The organism is Dietzia sp. (genome assembly GCF_036741115.1).
Lineage (GTDB): Bacteria > Actinomycetota > Actinomycetes > Mycobacteriales > Mycobacteriaceae > Dietzia.
Genome location: NZ_DAINST010000001.1, coordinates 57,968 through 79,873 on the forward strand (window position 1 = coordinate 57,968; position 21,906 = coordinate 79,873).

General features: G+C 67.2%; 20 protein-coding genes. 7 read left to right on the top strand and 13 right to left on the bottom strand.

Annotated elements, in window-relative coordinates; translation table 11 throughout:
• Nucleotides 1–14: 14 nt before the first annotated feature.
• From V7E05_RS00300 to V7E05_RS00320, 5 genes are all read left to right on the top strand, one after another.
• Nucleotides 15–1,253 carry an MFS transporter gene (locus V7E05_RS00300; protein WP_333617680.1) on the top strand — a complete coding sequence of 413 codons (1,239 nt, stop codon included), beginning with the start codon at nt 15–17 and terminating at the stop codon, nt 1,251–1,253.
• 90 nt (nt 1,254–1,343) lie between these two features.
• Entirely contained in the window at nt 1,344–2,141 is a 798-nt protein-coding gene (locus V7E05_RS00305; RefSeq protein ID WP_333617681.1) for an LLM class F420-dependent oxidoreductase, read from the top strand.
• A 99-nt stretch (nt 2,142–2,240) separates the two neighbouring features.
• Nucleotides 2,241–3,239: a polyphosphate kinase 2 gene (ppk2, locus tag V7E05_RS00310; RefSeq protein WP_333617682.1), complete on the top strand. Its 999-nt coding sequence runs from the start codon at nt 2,241–2,243 to the stop codon at nt 3,237–3,239.
• Between the two features lie 113 nt (nt 3,240–3,352).
• On the top strand, nt 3,353–4,768 hold the full coding sequence (locus tag V7E05_RS00315) for an alpha/beta hydrolase (RefSeq protein WP_333617683.1): 1,416 nt from the start codon (nt 3,353–3,355) through the stop codon (nt 4,766–4,768).
• A gap of 81 nt (nt 4,769–4,849) precedes the next feature.
• Nucleotides 4,850–5,905, top strand: a complete 1,056-nt coding sequence (locus V7E05_RS00320) for an enoyl-CoA hydratase/isomerase family protein (protein WP_333617684.1) — start codon at nt 4,850–4,852, stop codon at nt 5,903–5,905.
• A gap of 44 nt (nt 5,906–5,949) precedes the next feature.
• Here the strand turns inward: V7E05_RS00320 and V7E05_RS00325 are convergent, their stop codons facing one another.
• The 3 genes from V7E05_RS00325 to V7E05_RS00335 form a co-directional block, all read right to left on the bottom strand.
• Nucleotides 5,950–6,525 carry a GtrA family protein gene (locus tag V7E05_RS00325; RefSeq protein ID WP_333617685.1) on the bottom strand — a complete coding sequence of 192 codons (576 nt, stop codon included), beginning with the start codon at nt 6,523–6,525 and terminating at the stop codon, nt 5,950–5,952.
• Between the two features lie 100 nt (nt 6,526–6,625).
• A complete protein-coding gene (locus V7E05_RS00330) occupies nt 6,626–7,882 on the bottom strand; it encodes an AI-2E family transporter (protein WP_333617686.1) in 1,257 nt (418 codons plus the stop codon).
• A 90-nt stretch (nt 7,883–7,972) separates the two neighbouring features.
• On the bottom strand, nt 7,973–9,619 hold the full coding sequence (locus V7E05_RS00335) for a peptide chain release factor 3 (protein ID WP_442891557.1): 1,647 nt from the start codon (nt 9,617–9,619) through the stop codon (nt 7,973–7,975).
• Between the two features lie 501 nt (nt 9,620–10,120).
• Between V7E05_RS00335 and V7E05_RS00340 the strand changes: the two genes are divergently transcribed.
• Nucleotides 10,121–12,253 carry a bifunctional metallophosphatase/5'-nucleotidase gene (locus V7E05_RS00340; protein ID WP_333617687.1) on the top strand — a complete coding sequence of 711 codons (2,133 nt, stop codon included), beginning with the start codon at nt 10,121–10,123 and terminating at the stop codon, nt 12,251–12,253.
• Between the two features lie 167 nt (nt 12,254–12,420).
• Here the strand turns inward: V7E05_RS00340 and V7E05_RS00345 are convergent, their stop codons facing one another.
• The 7 genes from V7E05_RS00345 to V7E05_RS00375 all read right to left on the bottom strand — a co-directional run bounded on the left by V7E05_RS00345 (nt 12,421) and on the right by V7E05_RS00375 (nt 18,653).
• Nucleotides 12,421–13,407, bottom strand: a complete 987-nt coding sequence (locus V7E05_RS00345; protein WP_333617688.1) for an alpha/beta hydrolase family protein — start codon at nt 13,405–13,407, stop codon at nt 12,421–12,423.
• Nucleotides 13,408–13,584: 177 nt separating this feature from the next.
• Complete coding sequence (locus tag V7E05_RS00350; protein WP_333617689.1) at nt 13,585–14,442, bottom strand: amino acid ABC transporter permease; 858 nt, start codon at nt 14,440–14,442, stop codon at nt 13,585–13,587.
• Nucleotides 14,439–15,113, bottom strand: a complete 675-nt coding sequence (locus tag V7E05_RS00355; protein WP_333617690.1) for an amino acid ABC transporter permease — start codon at nt 15,111–15,113, stop codon at nt 14,439–14,441. The genes V7E05_RS00350 and V7E05_RS00355 overlap by 4 nt, the downstream gene beginning before the upstream one ends.
• A gap of 15 nt (nt 15,114–15,128) precedes the next feature.
• The gene (locus tag V7E05_RS00360) at nt 15,129–16,079 is read right to left on the bottom strand and encodes a glutamate ABC transporter substrate-binding protein (protein WP_333617691.1); all 951 of its coding nucleotides are present in this window, start codon (nt 16,077–16,079) and stop codon (nt 15,129–15,131) included.
• Nucleotides 16,080–16,088: 9 nt separating this feature from the next.
• Nucleotides 16,089–16,817, bottom strand: coding sequence for a glutamate ABC transporter ATP-binding protein GluA (gene gluA / locus V7E05_RS00365; protein ID WP_333617707.1), 729 nt, complete (start codon nt 16,815–16,817; stop codon nt 16,089–16,091).
• A 225-nt stretch (nt 16,818–17,042) separates the two neighbouring features.
• Nucleotides 17,043–17,672 carry an aminoacyl-tRNA hydrolase gene (gene pth / locus V7E05_RS00370; protein ID WP_333617692.1) on the bottom strand — a complete coding sequence of 210 codons (630 nt, stop codon included), beginning with the start codon at nt 17,670–17,672 and terminating at the stop codon, nt 17,043–17,045.
• 24 nt (nt 17,673–17,696) lie between these two features.
• Nucleotides 17,697–18,653: a LysR family transcriptional regulator ArgP gene (locus tag V7E05_RS00375; protein WP_333617693.1), complete on the bottom strand. Its 957-nt coding sequence runs from the start codon at nt 18,651–18,653 to the stop codon at nt 17,697–17,699.
• A gap of 69 nt (nt 18,654–18,722) precedes the next feature.
• Between V7E05_RS00375 and V7E05_RS00380 the strand changes: the two genes are divergently transcribed.
• Nucleotides 18,723–19,670, top strand: a complete 948-nt coding sequence (locus V7E05_RS00380; RefSeq protein WP_333617694.1) for a LysE/ArgO family amino acid transporter — start codon at nt 18,723–18,725, stop codon at nt 19,668–19,670.
• 372 nt (nt 19,671–20,042) lie between these two features.
• Here V7E05_RS00380 and V7E05_RS00385 read toward each other — a convergent pair whose 3' ends face one another.
• The 3 genes from V7E05_RS00385 to arsC all read right to left on the bottom strand — a co-directional run bounded on the left by V7E05_RS00385 (nt 20,043) and on the right by arsC (nt 21,868).
• Nucleotides 20,043–20,726, bottom strand: coding sequence for a 50S ribosomal protein L25/general stress protein Ctc (locus V7E05_RS00385; protein ID WP_333617695.1), 684 nt, complete (start codon nt 20,724–20,726; stop codon nt 20,043–20,045).
• Between the two features lie 204 nt (nt 20,727–20,930).
• Entirely contained in the window at nt 20,931–21,506 is a 576-nt protein-coding gene (locus V7E05_RS00390; protein ID WP_333617696.1) for a DUF4334 domain-containing protein, read from the bottom strand.
• A 20-nt stretch (nt 21,507–21,526) separates the two neighbouring features.
• A complete protein-coding gene (arsC, locus tag V7E05_RS00395) occupies nt 21,527–21,868 on the bottom strand; it encodes an arsenate reductase (glutaredoxin) (protein WP_333617697.1) in 342 nt (113 codons plus the stop codon).
• Between the last annotated feature and the right edge of the window lie 38 nt (nt 21,869–21,906).

Consider the following 21,906-nt stretch of genomic DNA (forward strand, 5'->3'; position numbering starts at 1 on the left):
TCGGCTATGCGCGCATGAGCGCGGCGCAGGCCCGAATCGAACGCCGGCCCCACGTCCCCACGCTGCCCCGCGCCGGCGTCTTCGCCATGGCCTCGGCCGCCTTGATCTTCATCTTCGTCTCCTCGGGCGTGCCCGTCCCGCTCTACAACATGTTCCGCGAGGCCGACGGCATCACCGACGGAGACCTCGCGCTCACCACCGTCACCTACCTCGCCTTCACGGCGCTCTCGCTTCTGCTGCTCGGGCGTCTGTCGAACCACCTCGGCCGCAAGCCGGTGATCTTCGCGGCGCTGTTCTTCGCCATCGCGGGCTGCGCCGTGATGACCCAGGTCCACTCGCTCCCCGTTCTCCTCGCCGCGCGGATGCTCCAGGGGCTGGCATGCGGCCTCGCCTCGACGGCGGCCGGCGCGTTCGTCATCGACTCGGCGCCGCGCAGCCGTCTGCTGTGGCTCCCCGCAGTGGTCACAAGCAGTGCGCCGCCGTTCGCCATTCCCGCAGGCGCGCTCGTCTCCGGCACGCTCTCGCAGTTCGCTCCGTTCCCCCGGACACTCACCCTGTGTCTGACGGCGGGCGTGCTCTTTGCCGTCGCCGTCCTCGTCGCACTGTGTCCGGAGACCATGCCGCGCCGACCGGGCGCCTTCGGCGCGCTCATGCCGCGTGTCCACGTGCCCAAGGGCTCGGGCCGGATCCTCGCGGCAGCCGGCTGTGCGCTTGTCGCCACGTGGTCGTTCTCCGGCTTCTACCAGGCCTTCGCCCCGGGTATGACGGCGGACTACTTCCATTCCGACAGCGCGCTGATGATCTCGGTGGTCTTCGCTTCCGCGGTGTTTCTCGCGCCCCTCGGCGGCAGCATTTCGGGCCGCATGGTTCCGGTGACGGCGTTCCGCATCGGCATCGTGGCCTTCCTCATCGCCACCGTCGCGATCATGGTGTCGCTCCACGCGGAGGCTGTCGTGCCATTCCTCGTCATCAGCCTCGTCGGCGGCCTCGCGCAGGGCGCCGCGAACAGCAGCGGAATGCGCGCCGTGCTCGACAACGTGGAGACCAAGGACCGCGCGGGCACGCTCGCCACGATGTACCTGATTTCCTATAGCGGCGCGGCCCTCCCGGGCCTCGCAGCCGGGCAGGCCTCGAAATCGATGTCACTGCCCGACGTGGGCACGGGGTACGTGGCGCTCGCGATGGTCGCGGGAATCTGCGCGCTGGTGATCACCGCGTTCCGGAAGAAGCCTGCCGAGCCCGTGGAGCGATAATCGCGCCGGACCGGTCATCGGGGCTGGCGACCGTTCCAGGCCCGCGAGCGCGCGTAACGTGTGGTCGTCGCCTACAGGAGGACTTCCACAATGAGCCCTAAACTTCGCCCCGTCCGCATCGCCGCCCAGATGGCGCCGCAGCACACGACCTACGAGAACATCCGCACCACTGCCGCGGCGCTCGAGGAGATGGGCGTCGACGTGATCTTCAACTGGGACCATTTCTATCCGCTCTACGGCGAGCCCGACGGCCCGCACTTCGAGTCGTGGGCGATGCTCGCCGCGCTGGCCGAGCAGACGAGCCGCGTGGAGATCGGCGCGCTGGTCAACTGCAATAGCTACCGCAACCCCAATCTCCAGGCCGACATGGCCCGGACCATCGACCACATCAGCGCCAAGGGCGGACAGGGCCGCTTCGTCTTCGGCACCGGTTCGGGCTGGTTCGAGCGCGACTACGACGAATACGGCTACGAGTTCGGCACCAAGGGCAGCCGTCTCGACGCGCTCGCCGCGGCGCTTCCCGTGATCGAAAACCGCTGGGGCAAGCTCAATCCGGCGCCCACGCGCAAGATCCCAGTGCTCATCGGCGGGGGCGGGGAGAAGAAGACCCTCCGCATCGTCGCGAAGCACGCCGATATCTGGCACAGCTTCTCCGATCCGGAGACGCTGCGGCACAAGCTCGGTGTGCTTGCCAAGCACGGCGAGGACGTGGGCCGCGATGTATCCGAGATCGAGATCTCCACGGAAGTCGGCAACCGCGAACGCTCCGAGGTCGAGGCGATCCGGGAGCTCGGCGCCTCGTTGTTCACCGTCGGGATCTCCGGACCCGACTACGACCTCGACGCCGTGCAGAAGTGGATCGACTGGCGGGACGAGCAGAACTCGTAGGCGGCGGGGCCTCGAGGGGGCCGCCTGGGTCAGGGGAGATTGGAGCTCGGATCGGCCCGGCGTGTCCGGCCTCCGCCGTCATAAACGTAAGATTTTCCCATGAGCGAGAAAAAGAAGGACGAGTCCAAGAAGTCGAAGCCGGCAAAGGCGTCCGCGCAGGCAAAGCAGTCAAAGCCCGCGAAGACCGCCAATACCGAGAAGACCGAGAAGACCGCGAAGACCGCGCAGACCGCGAAGGCGGAGAAGCCGGCCAAGAAGGCCGGCAAGGCGAAGAATGATCTCCTGCCCTCGGGCCTCGAGAAGCTGCCGAAAAAGGCCTACAACAAAGAGATCAAGCGCCTGCAGGCGGACCTCGTAGAAATGCAGGAGTGGGTCAAGGCGACCGGAAGTCGCCTCGTGGTGATCTTCGAGGGGCGCGACGCGGCGGGGAAGGGCTCGGCGATCAAGCGGATCTCGGAATACCTCAACCCGCGGCTCTGCCGCGTGGTCGCGCTGCCGGCGCCCACCGAGCGGCAGAAGACCCAGTGGTATTTCCAGCGCTACATCGAGCACCTGCCTGCCGCCGGGGAGATCGTCCTGCTCGATCGCTCGTGGTACAACCGCGCCGGCGTCGAGCGCGTGATGGGCTTCTGTACCACCGACGAGTACCGACGCTTCCTCCACCAGGCGCCGATCTTCGAGCGCCTCCTCGTCGAAGACGGGATCATGCTCCGCAAGTATTGGTTCTCCGTCTCCGACGAGGAGCAGGAGCGCCGTTTCAGGAATCGTGCCAACGACCCCATGCGCCGCTGGAAGCTGTCGCCGATGGACATCGAGTCGATCAACAAATGGGAGGAGTACTCGCGCGCCAAGGACGAGATGTTCGTCCACACCGACATCCCCGAGGCTCCCTGGTACACGGTGGAGTCCGAGGACAAGAAGCGTTCGCGGATCAACGTGATGAGCCACCTGCTCTCGACGGTTCCCTGGGAGCGTCTCGATCCGCCGAAACTCGAGGTCCCGCACCGCACCTCATCGGGCACCTACGAGCGGCCGCCCCGCGAGGAGTTCAAGTACGTCCCGGACGTGGCCGCGAAGCTGCTCGGCGCCGACGACTAGCGGTCGGGGGTAGCCCGAACGGTTATAACGAACGACTAACAATCTCCCTGAAAATTAAGTAAGCTCCTGCTTATGTGCTGTGCGATCGCACGGCGATATAGGGGAGGAATGCCATGGGGATCGGTCGCACGTCGGATCGTTCGGGAGTCGGTGGAGCGCGTACCGCGGCGCGGCGCGCCGCGCGTTCGATGGTGGCCGTCGCCGCCGCGACCGCGACTATCGCTGCAGGTGGGGCGCTCGCACCGGGCGTCGCCGGCGCTCAGTCCGCCGCGAGTTCGGGTGCGGGCGCGTCCTCGCTCGAGGATTCGGTGCGTTCGGGCCTCGGGCTCATTGCCAACGGTTCGGCATTCAACAGCGATGCCCCGACCCTCGCCCCGCTCTCGGTGGGCACCGCGCCCCTGAGCGCGGCGAGCGAAGCCGGCGGCACTGCGAGCGCCTCGGTTCCGCTCCTCATGGGGGCAACCCTCGCGATGTCCCTCGTACCGGTCGGCTCGCTGGCGAACTCCGCCCAGCTGGCGGGACTCTTCTTCGGGCCCTCGGCGCTCACCAACGCCGCCGGCTCGTTCACCGGAGGGGGATACCCCGCGCCCGTTCCCGACCCCTCGATCGATGCCAATAAGCTCATCAAACGGGAGAAAGGAGCCGACAACTCCCCGCGCAACCTCGAGATCTGGACCGTCACTTCGGCGACGATGAACCGCGAGGTCGAGCTCGAGGTCTACCTCCCCGGCGACTCCTCGGCCCATGCGCCTGTGCTGTACCTCCTCGAGGGCGTCGACACCGTGATGCCCACCCCGTTCCGCGACAGGACCTCCATCGCCCGGCGTGCGCGCGACGAGAACGTCGTCGCCATCGCGCCTGCGGGCGCTCCCGGCGCGAACTGGGCGGAGTGGGAGAAGGACGATCAGCGCCTGGGCCGCAACAAGTGGAACACCTTCCTCGCCGACGAGCTGCCGAGGATCCTCGCGGCGCAGACCGGCGAGACCCCCGCGGTCGGCGACAAGCTCACGCTCAACGGCAAGTACGGCGCGATCGGCATGTCCATGGGCGCCGGATCGGCGCTCCGCCTCGCGACGAACAACCCCGGTCGGTTCGCCGCAGTAGGCGGCGTCTCGGGTTGCTATAGCACCGACGACGACCTCGGCTACCAGACCATCCGACTCAATGTGGAGACCCGTGGCGGCAATCTCGACAACATGTGGGGCCCGCGAGGGAGTGCTGCTTGGCGACAGAACGATGTGACGGCGAACGCCGCGAAGCTCAGTGGCACGCACGTCTTCCTCTCCGCGGCGACCGGCGCGATCGGCGCCGAGGACGCGCGCCAATACGGTAACGAGCCCGCCGTCCTCTTCTCGGGCTACATCCTCGAGGCCGGGGCCAGGGAGTGTACCGAGCGCCTGTCCCGGTCCCTCGACGCCGCGGGCGTGGAGCACGAGAACTTCTACATGCCCACGGGCATCCACAATTGGACGGCATTCGGACCAGGCATGGAGAAGGCCTTCGACTCGGTGATCCCCAAGCTGAGGTAAATCCGCCCCGGCGCCGGACCCCGGCCACCGATTTCGGTGAGTCGGGGTTTACGCGCGTCGGTGCATCGTAGAATCGGCCGCATGACCGACACGATCCTCAGCTCGCGCAACGGCCAGATCGGCCACCTCCAGCTCAACCGCCCGAAGGCGCTCAACGCCCTCACGACGGAGATGATCGAGGCGATCGACTCCGAGCTCATCGCATGGGAGACCGACGAGTCGGTCGAGTCCGTGCTCCTAACATCGACCTCGCCCAAGGCGTTCTGCGCCGGCGGCGACATCAAGGCCGTGCGTGACGGCGTCCTCTCCGGCGACACGTCCGTCGGCCGTCGCTTCTTCGAGCTCGAGTACGCGATGAACGCCCGGATCGCGAACTACCCCAAGCCGTACGCATCGGTCCTCTTCGGCGCGACGATGGGCGGCGGCATCGGCGTCTCCGCCCACGGCTCGCACCGGATCGTCACCGACACGCTTCAGTCCTCGATGCCCGAAACCGCGATCGGCTTCGTGCCCGACGTGGGCGCCTCGTGGATCCTCCCGCGCCTCGCCGGCGGCGGCGATCACGGCCTCGCCGTCGCCATCTACCTCGGTACGACCGGTGCCAGGCTCGGCGCGGCAGACGCCCTCCACCTCGGTCTCGGCACCCATTTCCTGCATGACGGCGCACGTGCCGCGTTCACCGAGACATGCCTCGATTCCGGCCTCGACCAGGCGCTCGGCGAGCACTGCAGCGACCCCTCGGAAGCCGGGACCTCGGTCATCGCCGGCCATGAGGAGTGGATCGACCGGGCTTTCTCCCGCGCATCGGCGCAGGACATCGCGGTCGAACTGAGCTCGATGGCCGGAGAGTCGGGGCCGGCCGCCGAGTGGGCAACGACCGCGCTCGACTCGTTCTCGTCGCATTCGCCGACCTCGGTGGCCGCCACCATCGAGTTGATGCGTGCCGGGGCCGGTGTGGGGACGGTCGAGGACGCGCTCCGCAACGAGCTCCAGCTCGGCGCCGTCGTCTGCTCCAAGCCCGATTTCGCGGAGGGGGTCCGTGCGGTGCTCATCGACAAGACCCGCGACGCCGCGTGGAGCCCAGACTCGTTCGACGCCGTGGATCTCGACGCGATCCGAGGTGCGCTGAGCGCCTGAGCGCTTGAGCGCCTACGTGCCGGACGGCCTGGGCACGCAGGCGCTCAGGGGAGTTCGACCGGAGTCTCGTCGCGCACCGCGTCCGAGGGCTTGGGGCGGTGGGTAAAGGTCCAGTACTTGTTGACCAGGAACGTGACCGGCGTGGAGATGATGATGCCCGCTGCGTTGGCCCAGTACAGGCGGTTGCGAATCGCCGAGGAGTCGTCGAAGACGTCGTCGGGGAGGTGGAACGGCGAGGTCGGGTTCATCATCAGGGTCGTGACCAGCGCTGAGACCGCCAGCCCGAAGAGCCCGACCACGAGGAATGGCATGTAGCGAGTCTTCGCGCCCGCGAGTTCCTCGGTGTCCTTCTTGCTGAAGGTGAATCGCTTGTTGAGCCAGAAATTCCACACGTTCGCGATGAGGAAGCTGATCGCGATGAACAGGTGGTAGAGCCGCACATTGAAGTGTGTGAACGGCACGGGGAAGAGCACCTCGTTGACGCTCGCCTTGCCCCAGATGTCGACGACCACGGTGTTGATCACGTAGAGCGCCACGGTGTTGACCACAAATCCCGAGCCGCCCACGAGGGCGTACAGCCCGAATTGCAGGTAGCCGGGGAGTTTGTGTTGGGAAGCCATTCTCTACTGCCGTTTTCTCGTGTGTCCGCGTGACCCGAGCCCTGCCCGGTTGCGGCAGGCCGCGTCCGCGGGGAGCGCGGAGGCCCGATCGTTGGTCACTCTAGTCCTGCGACCGGGCAGGATCCGGTTGATCCGCCGCCGTGGCGCCGCCCTGCTTGGCATCGCCTGGGCGACGGCCCGGAATCCGCATGGAGATCCGCGAGGCCCGCCGTTTCTCGCGCTTTTTCTCGCTTCCGGCCGAGACCATGAAGGTCGAGAACCATCCCATCCGCGGATCGGAATCGATGAATAGCGCCTTGAAGGCGAGGGTGAGCGGCACGGCGAGGATCGCGCCGAGGGCGCCGGCGACGAGAGACCAGAACGCGAGGGACAGGAAGGTCATGGTCGGGGTCAGGCCTACGGCGTCACCCGTGAACTTGGGCTGGATGAAGCTCTGCATCACGAGGTTGATCACCGAGTAGATGACGACGACCCACAGAGCGGTCGAGGGGCCGCCGATGAGGAGTGCGAACAGTGCCGGCGGCACGAGGCCGATGACGAAGCCGATGTTCGGGATGTAGTTGGTGATGAAGGCGAGGACGGCCCACACTCCGGCGAGCGGAACACCGAGGATCATGAGGGCGATCCAGTCCATGACCGCCACAATGAGGCCGAACACCGTCGACACGATCCAGTACTTGCGGATGCCGTGCGAGAACTCCTCGAGCGACTCCGCGAAGCGTGGACGCACCCCGGCGACCTTGTCCCAGCGCTTTCCGAGCCCCGGGATGTCGAAGCAGAGGAAGAAGATCGTGATGATGATGATCGTGAGCATCGTGCCCAGCGATGACAGCGACCCCGCTGCCGTCTGCACGTAGCCGACGATCTGGCCCGGCTGGATGCTGCCCAGCGAGCTGCGGATCTGGTCTGCTGAGACGCCGAAGCCGCCGAGCCAATCGATGGCGTCGTTGTAGAGCTTCGTGAACTGGTCCTGGTAGTTCGGGAACTCCTCCGCCGCCACCCATACGGACCACACGAGCGCCGCGACGAATGCGGCGAGCACCGCGTAGAGGACCAGGAGCATCGCTACCGAGGCGAGGGGGCCGGGGATGTACCGGGCGAGGCGCCGCTGCAGCGGCATGGCGGCCAGGACGAGGTTGGCGCCGAGGAACGCGGGCATGACGATGCTCGCGGTCTCGCGGAGCCCGAAGATCGCGATGACCAGCGCCGCCACGGCGACGAGCGAGATCGCAGTGACGCCCCACGGGGAATCCGATTTCTCACTGTTCGTCGCGGCGCTCGCACCCTTGGGCGCGGCGGCTGCCGAGAAGTCTTCCTCCGGGGCGGTGGCGTCGGTAGGGGTGTCATCGTCGTTCACGCTCTTGAGATTACGGCACGATCCCGCGAGACGTTTCCCTGCTCGCGAGCTCGCCGCAGTGTGGGGCTCGGCTCGCTGGGATGCAGCCTCCTATGCGTCGGCGACGAGCGGCTCGATCGTGAGGTGGTCGAGCTCCTTCTCGATGTAGGCGAGGCGCCACTTGTCGCCGAAGAGCGCGAGGAGCTCTCCGTCGGTGCGCGTGAACACCTCGACGCCTCGCTGCCTGCCGAGCTCGGCCGCGGACTCGGCGTCGGTGCGCCGCGCGATGGAGTAGGGGAGATTCTCGACGATCACCTCGACGCGGAACTCCGCCTTCATCCTCGCGGTGACGACCTCGAACTGCATGGGCCCGACTGCGGCCATCACCGGGTTGGCCTCGCCGCGGATGTCGTTGCGGAGGATCTGCACGACGCCCTCGGCCGCAAGCTGATCGACGGCCTTGCGGAACTGCTTGTACTGGCCGAGCGATTTGGCGCGGAGCACGGCGAAATGCTCGGGCGCGAACTGCGGAATCGGCTGGAACTGCACCTTCTTACCCGTAAAGAGGGTGTCGCCGGGCGCCAGGGCGGTGGCGTTGACGAGGCCGACCACGTCTCCGGGGTACGCGGTCTCCACGGTCGTGCGATCGCGGCCGAACACCGTCAACGCGTATTTGGTGGTGAACGGCTTGCCGGTCTGCGCGTGGGTGACCACCATGCCGCGGTCGAACTCGCCGGAGACGACGCGCATGAACGCGAGGCGGTCGCGGTGCGCGGCGTCCATGCCGGCCTGGACCTTGAACACGACGGCGGAGAAATCGTCGGTCACCTCGCGCTCGGTCTCGGTGACCGTCTCGCGCGCGGCGGGCGGCGGGGCGAGGTCGATGAGCGCGTCGAGGATCTGGTGGACGCCGAAGTTGAGCATCGCCGAAGCGAAGATCACCGGGGAGGTCTCTCCGGCGAGGTAGAGCTCTTCGTCGTGGTCCTGGCCCATCGCGGCGAGTAGCTCGGACTCCTCGACGGCGGTGTCCCACGCCTCGCCCTCGGCGGCTTTCGCTGCGTCCGGCGTGTAGTGCGTCTCCGGGGCGATGGTCGAGCCGCCGGCGGTGCGGGTGAACTCGATGTACTCGCTCGCCTCGCCCTCGGGGCCGCGGCGGAGGAGGCCGCGGAAATCCCCGGCGATGCCGACGGGCATGTAGAGGGGAGTGGGGACGAGGCCGATCTCCTCGGAGATCTCGTCCATGAGCTCGAGCGGGCTCTGCCCGGGGCGGTCCCACTTGTTGATCACGGTGATGATCGGGATCCCGCGCTGTTTACACACGCGGAACAGCTTGAGCGTCTGCGGCTCGAGGCCCTTGGCTGCGTCGATGAGCATCACCGCCGCGTCGACCGCCGTGAGCACGCGGTAGGTGTCCTCGGAGAAATCGGCGTGACCGGGGGTGTCGACGAGGTTGATTACGTACGGCACCTCACCGCGCTTCCCAGCGCGCTCCGCCTCTCGCGCGGCCTCTGCACGGCTCTCCTCGCCGAACTCCGTGCCCTCCGGGGAAGGTACCGGGTCCTCGCCGCGGCGATAGGTGAACTGGAGGGCGGTGGACGAGACCGAGATGCCGCGCGCCTTTTCCATCTCCATCCAGTCGGAGACCGTCGAGCGTCGGCCGGATTTGCCGTGCACGGCACCGGCCTCGTTGATGACGCGCGCGTGGAGCGCGAGCGCCTCGGTGAGCGTCGACTTACCAGCGTCCGGGTGGGAGATCACGGCGAAGGTGCGGCGCCTGGCGACCTCCGTCGCGAGGTCGCCGGTGGTCTCGGCCGCGTTGTCGTCCGCGCCGCCGACCGCATCCGAGCTGCCGATCGCGTCCGCGAGCGCGTTGTCCTCCGCCTGAGCCACCGATTCGCCCCTGTTCCCGCCCTACGCAGGGCGGCTTCGTGAAAACTTCCGGCTACCCAGATTACGTGCTCGCCCCGCAAACCCCCCAACGTCCGCCGGCAGAGTGGGTGGAGAGAGGCGGAATGGCGCGGGTGGGGCTGGTGGGGCGAACGGGAACGGTGGGTTAATTCCGCCTTTCTCGAACGTGGATTACGGCGGAGGTGCCGATTTCGCGCGGGCGAACGATGGATGAAGTCTTGCTCTGTCGTATACCGCCGGAGCTGAGAATTCGGCAAGGTCTTCCTTTGTGCGCGCGGTGTCTTGTGGGGATTCCCGGGGCTCGCCGCGCCCCTCCCGTGAGAACCCGCTTAGCGAAAGGCTGGACCCGCTGTGTCCTCGTCCCCGAATATCTCCCGTCGCCGCTTCGGCGCCGCGCTCGCCGCGGCGGTCCTCGTTGCCGGTGGCGTCGTCGCCGCGCCGCTCGCCTCGGCCGCCGATGGCGACAACCAGTTCACACTCCTCGACTTCAACGACTTCCACGGCCGGATCAGCGCCTCGAAGCCCTCGACCGTCGCGTTCGCCGACACCATCGAGAAGCTCCGCAAGGACTCCGGCGCCGACAAGACCGCGCTGATCTCCTCCGGCGACAACGTGGGCGCCTCGCTCTTCGCCTCGTCCTTTAAACAGGACCAGCCCACAATCGACGTACTCAACGCGCTCGACGTCAAGACCTCCGCGGTGGGCAACCACGAGTTCGACAAGGGCATCGACGACCTGCAGGACCGCATCGAGCCCGCGACTAACTGGAACTACCTCGGTGCGAACGTCTCCGTGAGTGGCACGCAGATGCAGCCGTACGAGATCCTCGACGTGGGTGGCTTCAAGGTCGGCGTCGTCGGTGCGATCACCGAAGAGACCCCCACTCTCGTCTCTCCGGGCGGCATTCAGGGCGTCACGTTCTCCGATCCCGTCGAGGCGGTCAACAAGTACGCCGCCGAGCTCAAGGACGGAAACGAGGACAACGGTGAGGCCGACGTGGTCGTCGCGTCCTACCACGAGGGCGCCGGCACCGATTCCTCCGAGACGGTCGCCGACAATGGCGTCTTTGCCGATATCGCGCACAAGACCTCCGACGAGGTCTCGGCGATTTTCACCGCCCACACCCACATGACCTACGACTGGGAGATCGCGGGCCCGAACGGCAAGCCGCGCCCGGTGATGCAGACCGGCTCCTACGGCGCGAACATCGGCTCCATGACCTTCACAGTCGACCCGTCGACCAAGGAGGTCACCGGCATCGAGCAGGCGCTGCACCCGGTGCCCGCTACGGACGAGGGCGCCGACCTCACCGATCCCACCGTCGCCAAGGTCAAGAACATCGTCGACAACACGCTCGCCGAGGCGAAGGTCGAGGGCGAAAAGCCCGTCGGCACCGTCACCAACGACATCACCACCGCGATCGGCGCCGATGGCAAGGACGACAGGCTCTCCGAGTCCGCGCTCGGCAACCTCGTCGGTGACTACATGGTCGACACCGTCGCCGACCGTGGCGGCGCCGACATCGCCTTCATGAACCCCGGCGGCCTGCGCGACAACCTGCTCAACGATCCCGCGGGGCAGGAGAACAACATCAACAAGGCCGAGGCCAACGCGGTCCTGCCGTTCGCCAACACCATCGTCACGATGGATCTGAGCGGCGAGCAGATCAAGAAGGTCCTCGAGCAGCAGTGGCAGCCGGCCGGCGGATCGCGCGCATTCCTCGCACTCGGAACCAACAGCGGGTTCACCTGGACCTTCGATCCTACCCGTCCCGAGGGCGACCGGATCACCTCGATCTCGCTCAAGGGCGAGCAGATCGATCCGGCTAAGTCCTACAAGGTCGTCTCGCAGAGCTTTCTCGCCGCCGGCGGCGACAACTTCTTCGAGTTCGGCAATGCGACGAACAAGAAGGACACCGGGCTCATCGACTCCGATACCTGGATGGAGTACCTCGGCGAGAGGTCCCCGGTTTCCCCGAGCTTCGCCAAGCACGCCGTGGCGGTCAAGGACCTCCCGAGCACGGTCGAGGCGCGCAAGGACACATCTTTCACGCTCAGCGACATCGATATCACCTCGAAGTACGCCAAGGCGGCAACGAGCGGAAAGGTCACCATCGACGGCAAGGAGGCGGGCACCGTCTCCGTCACCTCGGGTATCGACAACGAGACCTTCCCCGCGGACGCCTTCCCGTCTGCGCTCGACGGCCGCGCCGCGGTCACGGTGAGTATCCCTGCCGATACCGCCGAGGGCGCGCACACTCTCCGCGTCGAGCTCGACAACGGCACGGCCGTCGACGTGCCGGTGACCGTAGGCGCCGGCACCGGCGAGAACCCGGGCGAGCCCGAGGGCCCGGAGATCACCGGCTCGCTCGCCGCGCTGGGGATGCTGTTCAGCCCGGTCATCGTGTTGCTCCAGGGCCTCGGCATCCCGCGCGAGGACATCTACGGCAGCCTCGCGAACGCGACGGGATCGCTCGGCGAGTAGCGGGTGGAGCCGGATTCCGGCACAGCTACCACCTTGCCGGCCGCGACGCCGAGCCGGCTCGGGAGATAACCGAACAGATTGCAGCGAGGGGAGGGGCGTACGGCGTCCCGCCCCTCGCTGTTGCGTTGTCGAGAGATGCGTGTCGTCGCGGCGACGAACGACGAGCTCTAGTACGCGTCCTCGAGCTCCTCGACCGTCTTGCCCGAAGTGTCGGTGATGATGTCGAGGATCTTGCGATAGTTCTTCGAGGACGAGTCGACCACGGACACATGCGTGTCGCCCTCCGCGAGCACAAGATCCCCGCTGCCTCCCGCCGCGTCGACCGCGTCGATGTAGCGCTCGGAATTCTTCGGCGAGACCATCGTGTCCGCCGTGCCGTGGATCGCCACGACGGGCACGTGCGGGTCGATGTTCTGGATCGGATCGACCGAGGTGTAGCGATCGGGTACCTGCTCGGGCGTTCCCCCGAGGACCTTGACGATCCTGTCGTCCCCGTGCTGTGCCGCGTAGACCATGTCCAGTGGCCCGGCGAGCGAGACGACACGAGTGGGACGGAACTTCGGGTCGTTGCCGACCTCGTCCCCGGTCAGCCGGTGTCGCGTCCCGGACCACATGGCGAGCTGCGCGCCGGCGCTGTGGCCGACCACAAGCTCGTCCTCGGTGGTGAACTCGGGGAACTGCTTGTTGAGCTCGACGACGTGGTCCAGCGCGCTCGCGACGTCGCTGAACGTCTGCGGCCAGCCCCCGCCGGAATCGACGCGCCGGTACTCGACGTTGTAGACGGCCATACCGCGCTCGACGAGATCCTCGGCGTAGGAGCCCATGGACTCGGCGCCGAGCTGCGAGGCCCACGAGCCGCCGTGGATAAGTACGACGAGCGGCACCGAATGGTCCTTGTGCTTCCCGGCCGGCAGGTACAGATCGCCCCAGTTCTGCGAGGGATCACCCGCGCCCTCCACGGGGTACTGGATGCGCTGTTTCTCCGGCGCGTCTCGGTCGGCGACGAGTTCGGCATCGTCCGCGACATTCTGGGAGACCGTGGGTCCGCTCGGGGCCGAGGAATGCCCGCCCGAGCACGCCCCGAGGAGCGCGGCGGCGGTGGCGACGGCCCCCAGCTCGAGGAGGCGGTGGATGCGGGCGGCTGGCTTACGCATGGGCGTCCTCTGCTGTGCTTGGGCGTCACTTGTCGGGCTTCTACTCCCCACGACCGTAGCCGACCAAACGAAGCGGCGGGGCCGGGATGCGCTGGGCATCCCGGCCCCGCCGGAATGGGTGGCGTCCGCCGTCATGCAATACGGTATGGAGCCGCATGACGGCGGAGGCCGGACTCGCTAGGCGTCCGCGGGCAGCGCTTGCCCACCCTTCTTGCCCTGGCGCAGCCGGCGCTCGAGCCAGCTGGCGAATCGCGTGAGGGCATAGTTGAGGATGATCATGATGACCGCGACGACGAACAGGGCGGCGAGGTAGTTGCGGTAGTACGAGGCGGACTGGATGCCCGAGCGCACGACCTCGACGTATCCAATGATGTAGCCGAGTGCGGAATCCTTGAGCGCGATGACCATCTGCGCGACGATCGCCGGCAGCATCGCGGTGATCGCCTGGGGCAGGAGGATCATCCGCATGGTCTGTCCAGGCCGCATGCCCAGCGCGGTCGACGCTTCGTTCTGCCCCTTGGGCAGCGAGGCGACGCCCGAGCGGACGATCTCCGCGATCACCGAACCGTTGTAGAAGGTGAGCCCGAAGACCACGGCGGCGAGCGCGAGGTAGGTCGAGGGGAACACCTTGTACAGCGAGAACAGCTGGTAGGCGAAGATCATGAGGAGCAGTACCGGGATCGCGCGGAATATCTCGACGATGATCCCGCAGATCCAGCGCACCGCCCGGTTCTGCGACATGCGGCCCACGCCGAGCAAGAGGCCGACGATCATCGCGAAGACGATCGAAATCGCCGCCGCGACGATAGTGCCGAACAGGCCCGGGAGGATGTAGGTGGTCCAGGTGGTGCCCTTGATGAACGGCGACCACTTCTCGCCTTCGAGCTGCCCGTTCTTCCACAGGACGTAGAGAACGTAGGCCAGGATCGCGAGGCCGATGATGACCGCGAGGGTTGCGACGGTCGCGTAGGTGCGCTTGGCCTTCGGGCCCGGCGCGTCGTAGAGGACTGTTGCTTCTGCCGTGTTGCTACTCATCTCTTCACCGCCATTTTCTCGCCGAGCTTGCCGGTGATGAGACCGACGGGGAGCGTGATGATGATGAACCCGAGCGCAATGACGCCGAAGATCACGAACAGCTCGTCCGCGTAGGACTCGACCGTCGACTTCATGAGCAGCGAGGCCTCGGCCACGCCGATGACCGAAGCGATCGTCGTGTTCTTGATGAGCGCGATGAGCACGGAGCCCAGTGGATTGATGACCGAGCGGAACGCCTGCGGGAGGATGATGATCCCGAGGATCTGTCCGAAGCCCATGCCGAGCGAGCGCGCGGCCTCGGCCTGCCCGAGCGGCACGGTGTTGATGCCGGCGCGCAGGGTCTCGCACACGAACGTCGATGTGTAGAGGATGAACGCGAGGACGGCGAGATTGAAGTTGTTGTTGTCGACGAAATTGTCGTTCTCGGGGGCGAGCGCGAGCCCGAGGTTTTGGTAGAGGCCCATCGAGCAGAAGAGCACGACGAGCGTGAGCGGCGTGTTACGGACGATGTTGACGTAGGCGGTGCCGAAGCCGCGGAGGATCGGCACGGGCGAGACCCGGAACGCGGTGAGGATCGTTCCCCAGATCAGCGAACCGATAGCCGAGAGGAACGTCAATTTGATGGTCATCCAGAAGGCCGGCAGTAGCGCCGGTCCGAATTCTTCCCACATGGTCGTCGGTACCTCCTAACTGAGGAACGAGAGGTCGCCGGGGGTCGGCGGCTCTGGGACGGGGTAGCCGGAATCGCGCATGGAGTTACCGACGTTGCGCATGAACGCCTCGTTCCACGCTCCGGAGGAGATCATTTCGTCGAGCGCCTCGTTGATGGCGTCGACCGTGGCCTTGTCGCCCTTCGTGACGCCGATGCCGTAGCGCTCGGTGGAGAACGGGGAACCGGCCTTCTTCGAGACCTTGCCGTCGTCGCCCATGACGTCGGAGACGTTGTTCATCTCCACGAGCTTGAACTCGCCCGGGTACTGCGCGGCGAAGCCGGCGAGGATCGTCGCATCGGTGGTGAGTGCGTCGACCTTTTCGCGGTACACGGCCTCTACACATGAAGAGTAGGAGTCGAATTGCTGGAGCTGCACCGCGGGAAGCTGCTTCTGCACGTTCTGTGCCGAGGTCGAGCCGGTGACGGAACAGAGCCGGCGACCGGCGTTCATGTCCTCGAGGGTCTGGAGCTGGTTGTCGTCGGCGCGCACGAGGAGCGCCTGGTAGGTGACCAGGTATGGCCCGCCGAAATCGACGCGCTTGGAGCGTGAGTCGTTGATCGAGTACGTCGCCGCGATCATGTCGACCTCGCCGTTGGAGATGAGGTTCTCGCGCTGGGCGGACGGCGTCTCCTTCCACGAGATCTCGGGCTCGGGGACGCCGAGCTTCTTCGCGATCGAGGAGACAACGTAGCGGCTCACATCGGCGTCGAAGCCGGTGATCTCCTTGTCCGGCTCGCGGACGCCGAGGCCGGGCTGGTCGTACTTCGTGCCGGCGATCACGTGACCGTTGCGGATCGAGGTGAGCAGGCTGCGGGCCTCCGAGGAGCCGCACGCGGCGAGCAGGCCCGTGCCGAGGACGGCCGCGAGGATGAGCGCGAGCGTGCGCCTGAGCCCGGAGAGGCCGGGGGCTGAGCGGTTCTTCATGTCCGCCCCCTAGTGTCCGAGGATCTTGCCGAGGAAGTCCTTGGCGCGGTCGCTCGATGGGTTGGTGAAGAAGGTCTCCGGATCGCTGTCCTCGACGATGGCGCCTTCGGCCATGAAGAGCACGCGGTCACCGGCCTTTCGGGCGAAGCCCATCTCGTGCGTGACAACGACCATGGTCATGCCCTCCTTGGCGAGCGAGACCATGACGTCGAGGACCTCGTTGACCATCTCGGGATCGAGCGCGGAGGTCGGCTCGTCGAAGAGCATGACCTTGGGGTCCATGGCGAGCGCGCGGGCGATGGCGACGCGCTGCTGTTGGCCGCCGGAGAGCTGGGCGGGATACTTGTTCGCCTGGTTGGCGATCCCCACTCGATCCAGCAGCTCCATTGCTCGCTTCTCGGCGTCCTTCTTGGACTGATTGCGCACTTTGATCGGCGCGAGCGTGACGTTCTCGAGGATGGTCTTGTGGGCGAAGAGGTTGAACTGCTGGAACACCATGCCCACATCGGCGCGGAGCTTGGCCAGTTCCTTCCCTTCCTCGGGGAGGCGCTTTCCGTCGATGCGGATCTCTCCGGCATCGATGGTCTCGAGGCGGTTGATCGTGCGGCAGAGGGTCGACTTGCCGGAGCCAGAGGGCCCGAGGACGATGACGACCTTGCCACGATCGACCTCGACGTTGATGTCGCGGAGAGCGTGGTAGTCGTCGAAATACTTCTCCACCCCGGAGATGCTGATCATCGGGGTGCCGGAGGCGCTTGTGGCGCCGGGATCTGAAGAACTCATGAAAGGCACATTAGCGCCTGGATTGTAGAGCGGTGGCTATCCCGTAGGCATTTATTCCAGTTGTTACCGGGAGGGGTTTACCGAGGGCGTGCCGGCGCGGCGCAAGGGAGCTGGCCCTGGGGCGATTCCGCAGCTCCGGGGACGAATCCGACTACGCGCCGTTGCTTTTTGCTCACATGCTTAGTGCACGGCATTCTGGGCGGCCTCGAGGCCCCTGTCGAGCAGCAGTCTGACGGCGTCTGCCGCATCCGCGACGAGGACCGGGAGCCCGTCCTGTTCGTGCTTGGCGAACGGCTTGAGCACGAAATCGGCGACGTCCATCCTGCCGGGCGGGCGGCCGACTCCGGCGCGCACGCGGATATAGTCCTTCGTTCCGAGCGCCTGGCTGATCGAGCGCAGGCCGTTGTGCCCTCCCTCGCCGCCTCCGCGCTTGAGGCGCACGGCGCCGAAGTCGATGTCGATCTCGTCGTGCACCACGATGGGCGAGCTCGGCGCGACCTTGAAGTATTTGCACAGCGCCGCGACTGGGCCGCCCGAGACGTTCATGTACGAGCGCGGCTTCGCGAGCACCACGCGGCGGTTGTCGATCCGCGCTTCGGCCACGTCGCAGTTCGTCCGCTTGTGAACGGAGAAGCTCGCGGGCATCGGGCTCGCCTCGTCGGCGAGTTCGTCGCACACCATAGCGCCGATGTTGTGGCGGGTCGCGGCGTAGGCAGGACCGGGATTGCCGAGCCCGATGACGAGGAACGGGCCGTCTGATTCGGCGGCGGTGGAGCTCGGGGTGTTCGCGCGGGGAGTCACGAAGTCCATGTTCCCAAATCCTCCGCGAACTCCCTAGCGACCCTGCGGCAGTAGCTCGTGGGCGGTGTCGAGCACGGCCTCGGTGATCCGGTCGAGCACCGTCGAGCGGACCTTCCAGTGCTGCCAGTACAGCGGCACCGTATGTGGCTTCTCCGGGGCGATGGAGACGATCCGGCCGTCGCTGAGCAGTGGCTCGGCCTGTTGTTCGGTGAGCAGGCCCCAGCCCATCGAGAGGGTCACCGCGCGGATGTACTCGCTCGTCGCGGGGATCGCGTGTCGCGGGGCCGCGGGCTCCGTGCCGACGAGCGCCCGGAAGTACGCCGACTGCATATCGTCCCGGTCGTCGAAGTCGACGAAGGGGATCTGCCGGAGGATCCGGTTGCGCTGCAGCCGGTCCATCCCCTCGCTCAGCCCGTAGTGCTCGGCGAGCTCGGGGGAAACGCACGCGAGGTAGCGGATCGCGCCGAGCCGGACGACACGGCAGCCCTGCACGCGAGTCCTGTCGCTTGTCACCGCAGCCATCACCTCGCCGCGGCGAAGGAGCTCGGTGGAGTGCGCCTCGTCCTCGCGGCGGATGTCGAACACCACGCGCGGTCCGAAGCCGGCCGCGTGCAGGGCGTCGAGGAACCAGGACGACAGGGAATCGGCGTTGACGGCGATCGGCACGGACAGGTGGGGGAGCGGGGCGCCCCGGGAATCGGCACCGTCGTCGTCATAGAGCACGGAATCCGAGGAGTCGAGCTCGACGGCGAGCACCTGCTCGAGATGGAGCATCTGGCGTGCCGTGCGCAGGAGTGTCTCGCCCGCCTCGGTGGGAAGGACGGGCTTGTCGCGGCGCACGAGGACGCGGCCTGCGCCGTCCTCGAGCGCGCGGATGCGCTGCGAGACCGCGGGGGCCGTGACCCCGAGCGTGATCGCCGCTGCTTCGAACGTTCCCTCGTCGACGACGGCGACGAGAGTTCTGAGCTGTTCCAGGGTCGGTGCTGCCATAAGCGCATCTTAGCGAGGGCAAAAATAGTTAGTTTGAGTTTGGGTAGTGGGGTGCATACCTTGGCCGTCGTGACGTTCTCATTCTCTGTTCTCGGACTCGGATTCATGACGGCGATCGCGCTCATCGCCGCAGTGGGTGCGCAGAATGCCTTCCTCCTGCGCCAGGCGCTGCGCGGCGCGATTCCCGTGTGGCCGCTCGTACTGTGCTGCTCGCTGAGCGAGATCGTGCTCATTGCCCTGGGCGTCTCGGGCGCCGGTGCGCTCATGGACGCGGCGCCGTGGGCGATGCAGGTGATCACGTGGGTCGGCGTCGTCTTCCTCGTGGCCTACGGCTTCTTCGCCGCCCGCCGCGCGGTGATCGGCGGGGCCGCACTTGAGGACGGCGCCGGCAAGGGACGGTCCGGGAACGGGCGGGAGTCCGCGAGCGAGGGCGAAAGCGATACAGACACAGAATCGACAGAGGCCGTCGGCGCCGGGATCTCTGCGCATTCTGCTTCCACGACTTCCGGCGTCTCGTCGCGGTCCACAGCATCCGGCGTAGCGGGATCCGACAAGGACACCGGCGCCGGGGGGTCGTCCGTGGCGACGGCCGTGCGCGCGGGCGGACCGGGCGACGCGGCTGCGACGGGCGCGAACGGCGGTTCGGCCGATGGTCCGGCACGGGGCTCGTCACGGAACACGACCAAGGATTCGGGAACGCACCTCGGACCGGTGCGTCGCTGGTTCCGCTCACCGCTCGTCGCGGCGCTGGCGGGGATGCTCGCCTTCACATGGCTCAATCCGCACGCGTACTTCGACTCGGTCGTGGTCCTCGGTTCGATCGCCAACGGGCACGGCGACCTGCGCTGGGCATTCGCGCTGGGCTGCGTGTTCGCTGGAATGGTGTGGTACTCGCTGGTGGGCTTCGGCGCAAAGGCGCTGCGCGGGGTCTTCGCCGATCCGAAGGCGTGGCGCGTCCTCGACGGGATCATTGCCGTGGTCATGTTCGCCATGGCCGGAATGCTCGCGCTGAAGTAAGGGCGAACTAGGAGGGGCTGATCGGGGGCTAGTAGGCCTGGGCTGAACCGTGCCCGGTGGAGCAAGGCTCGGTCGCACAGAGATCGAACCGGGTTTCGGCGGGCGCCTCCTGCGGGCCCAAGCCGCGCCCAATCTCGACGTCAACCCGGCACCGCGCGCACTTTCGCGGCGAACCCGGCACCGCGTGATCGACCCGGCAACCGGAGCGTCAATTCGCCACCGAGGCTGGCCAACCCGGCACCGCGCGGAGAAATCCCCAGGTCAGCTCCGCCTCCGAAAAAACAAAAACGGCGGGCCCGGTAGCAACCGGACCCGCCGCCTTCATGCATCCGCCGTTAGGCGGACGAGCGCTTCCGCGCGGGAGGTGGAGAATTACTCCTCCTCGCCGCCTTCGGACTCGCCCTCGGCGTCCTCGGAGGACTCCTCGGCGTCCTCGGACTCGCCGTCCTCGGAACCGGCATCGGCCTCGGCGACCATGTCCTGGTCGAGCTCGGCCTCGAGCTCCTCCTCGGAGGGGGCCTCGGCGACGTTGACCACGAGGATCTCGGGATCGGTGACGAGGGTGACGCCCGCGGGGAGCTTGATATCGCCGGCGGTGAACTGGGTGCCGACCTCGGCGCCCTCAAGGTCGATCTCGAAGCCCTCGGGGATCTTGAGCGCGTCGGCCTCGACGACGATCTCGGAGAGGTCCTGCGTGACCAGGGTGCCCGGGCCGGCCTCGCCGACGGTGGTGACGTAGACGCTGACTTCGACCTTCTCGCCCTTCTTCACGACGAGGAGGTCGGCGTGCTCGATGAAGCGCTTGATCGGCTCGACGTCGACCTGCTTGGTCAGCGCGAGCTGCTCCTCGCCATCGATGTCGAGCGAGAGCACGGCGTTGGTGCCGTTCTCGCGGAGGATCGCGGCGAAGTCGAGGGTCTTGAGCTTGAGGTGGCGCGGCTCGGAGCCGTGGCCATAGAGCACGACGGGCACGAAGCCCTCGCGGCGGTCGCGGCGCGAGGCGCCCTTGCCGAATTCGTCGCGGACCTTGGCCTTGATCTTGTTGGTATCAGCCATGGGAACTCCTGCTGTTCTCGTACGGTGGCTCGGCGCGCAGCGAGCCCCACCGGAACCGGGCGCCGCAAGGCGGCCGGGAGAGCAGGGGATCGCGTCGATAACGGAGCAACGGGCGCCGCATTCGCGGCAGTCGGCTCCCTCGCCGAGATAACGCACCCAGCCTAGCGGCACCTCCCGCCCCGGCCCAAATGGGAGCGAAGCCGCTCAGGCCCCCACGCCCGCCTCGCGGCGGAGGTAGAACACGTACGGGGCGGGAAGCCCGCGCAGATCCATCACACCGAGCAGAGTGTCCGCGTCGACCCGCCGGAAGTGGTCGTTGATGGGGAGGGCGTCGTAGATCATGGTCGCGGTCGGCACGCCGCGGTAGGCGACCTCACGCAGCCGTGCCCTCGGCTTCGACGTGCGCATCGCACCCATTGCGCGGCGAGTGGCGGCAGCGGCGAGAGGTCGGCGGACGATCGGCAGCAGCGCGCCGACCGAGCCCATGGGCAGGAATTTCGGGTCGACCTGGAAGCGGCCGCCGTGGCCGTCGTCCATGACGAGCGGGTGCGCCCCGTCTGGGCCCTCGAAGCGCTTTCCGTGCCAGCCCATCAGCCCGAGCATCCCGTCCATCGGGTTGCCGGTGGCGAGCTCCCCGCCGGCCCAGGCCCCGTCCATCTCCTCGACCGCGACTGCCGGCAGCGAGTCGAAGAATTCGAGTACCTCGGGCAGAGGCGCGGGTTGACGGCGGAGGAACTCCGAGAACCGCGCGGCCGAGGCGCCGCCGTCGTATTCCGTCATATCGCCCGCCCCTCGGGTGCCTAGAGGATCTCGTCGACGCTCTCGAGGGGCCTCGCCATGCGCGTCCCCTTCTCGGTGACCACGAACGGCCGCTGGATCAGCCTCGGGTGGGCCACCATCGCGTCGAGGAGCGCGTCGTCGTCGGCCTCGGCGAGGCCGAGCTCGCGATACTCCGCCTCCCGCGTCCGGACGGCGTCGCGAACGCGCAGTCCGGCGTCAGAAATGAGAGTCGCGAGCTCGGCGCGGCTCGGCACCTCGTCGAGGTAGCGGACGATCGTCGGCTCGATGCCGGCCTCGCGGAGGTGTTCGAGTGCCTTCCGCGAGGTCGAGCAGCGGGGGTTGTGGTAGATCGTCGCGTCCATGGTGTCCTCCGAGCCGGGGCGAATCGATCCCGCAGCGT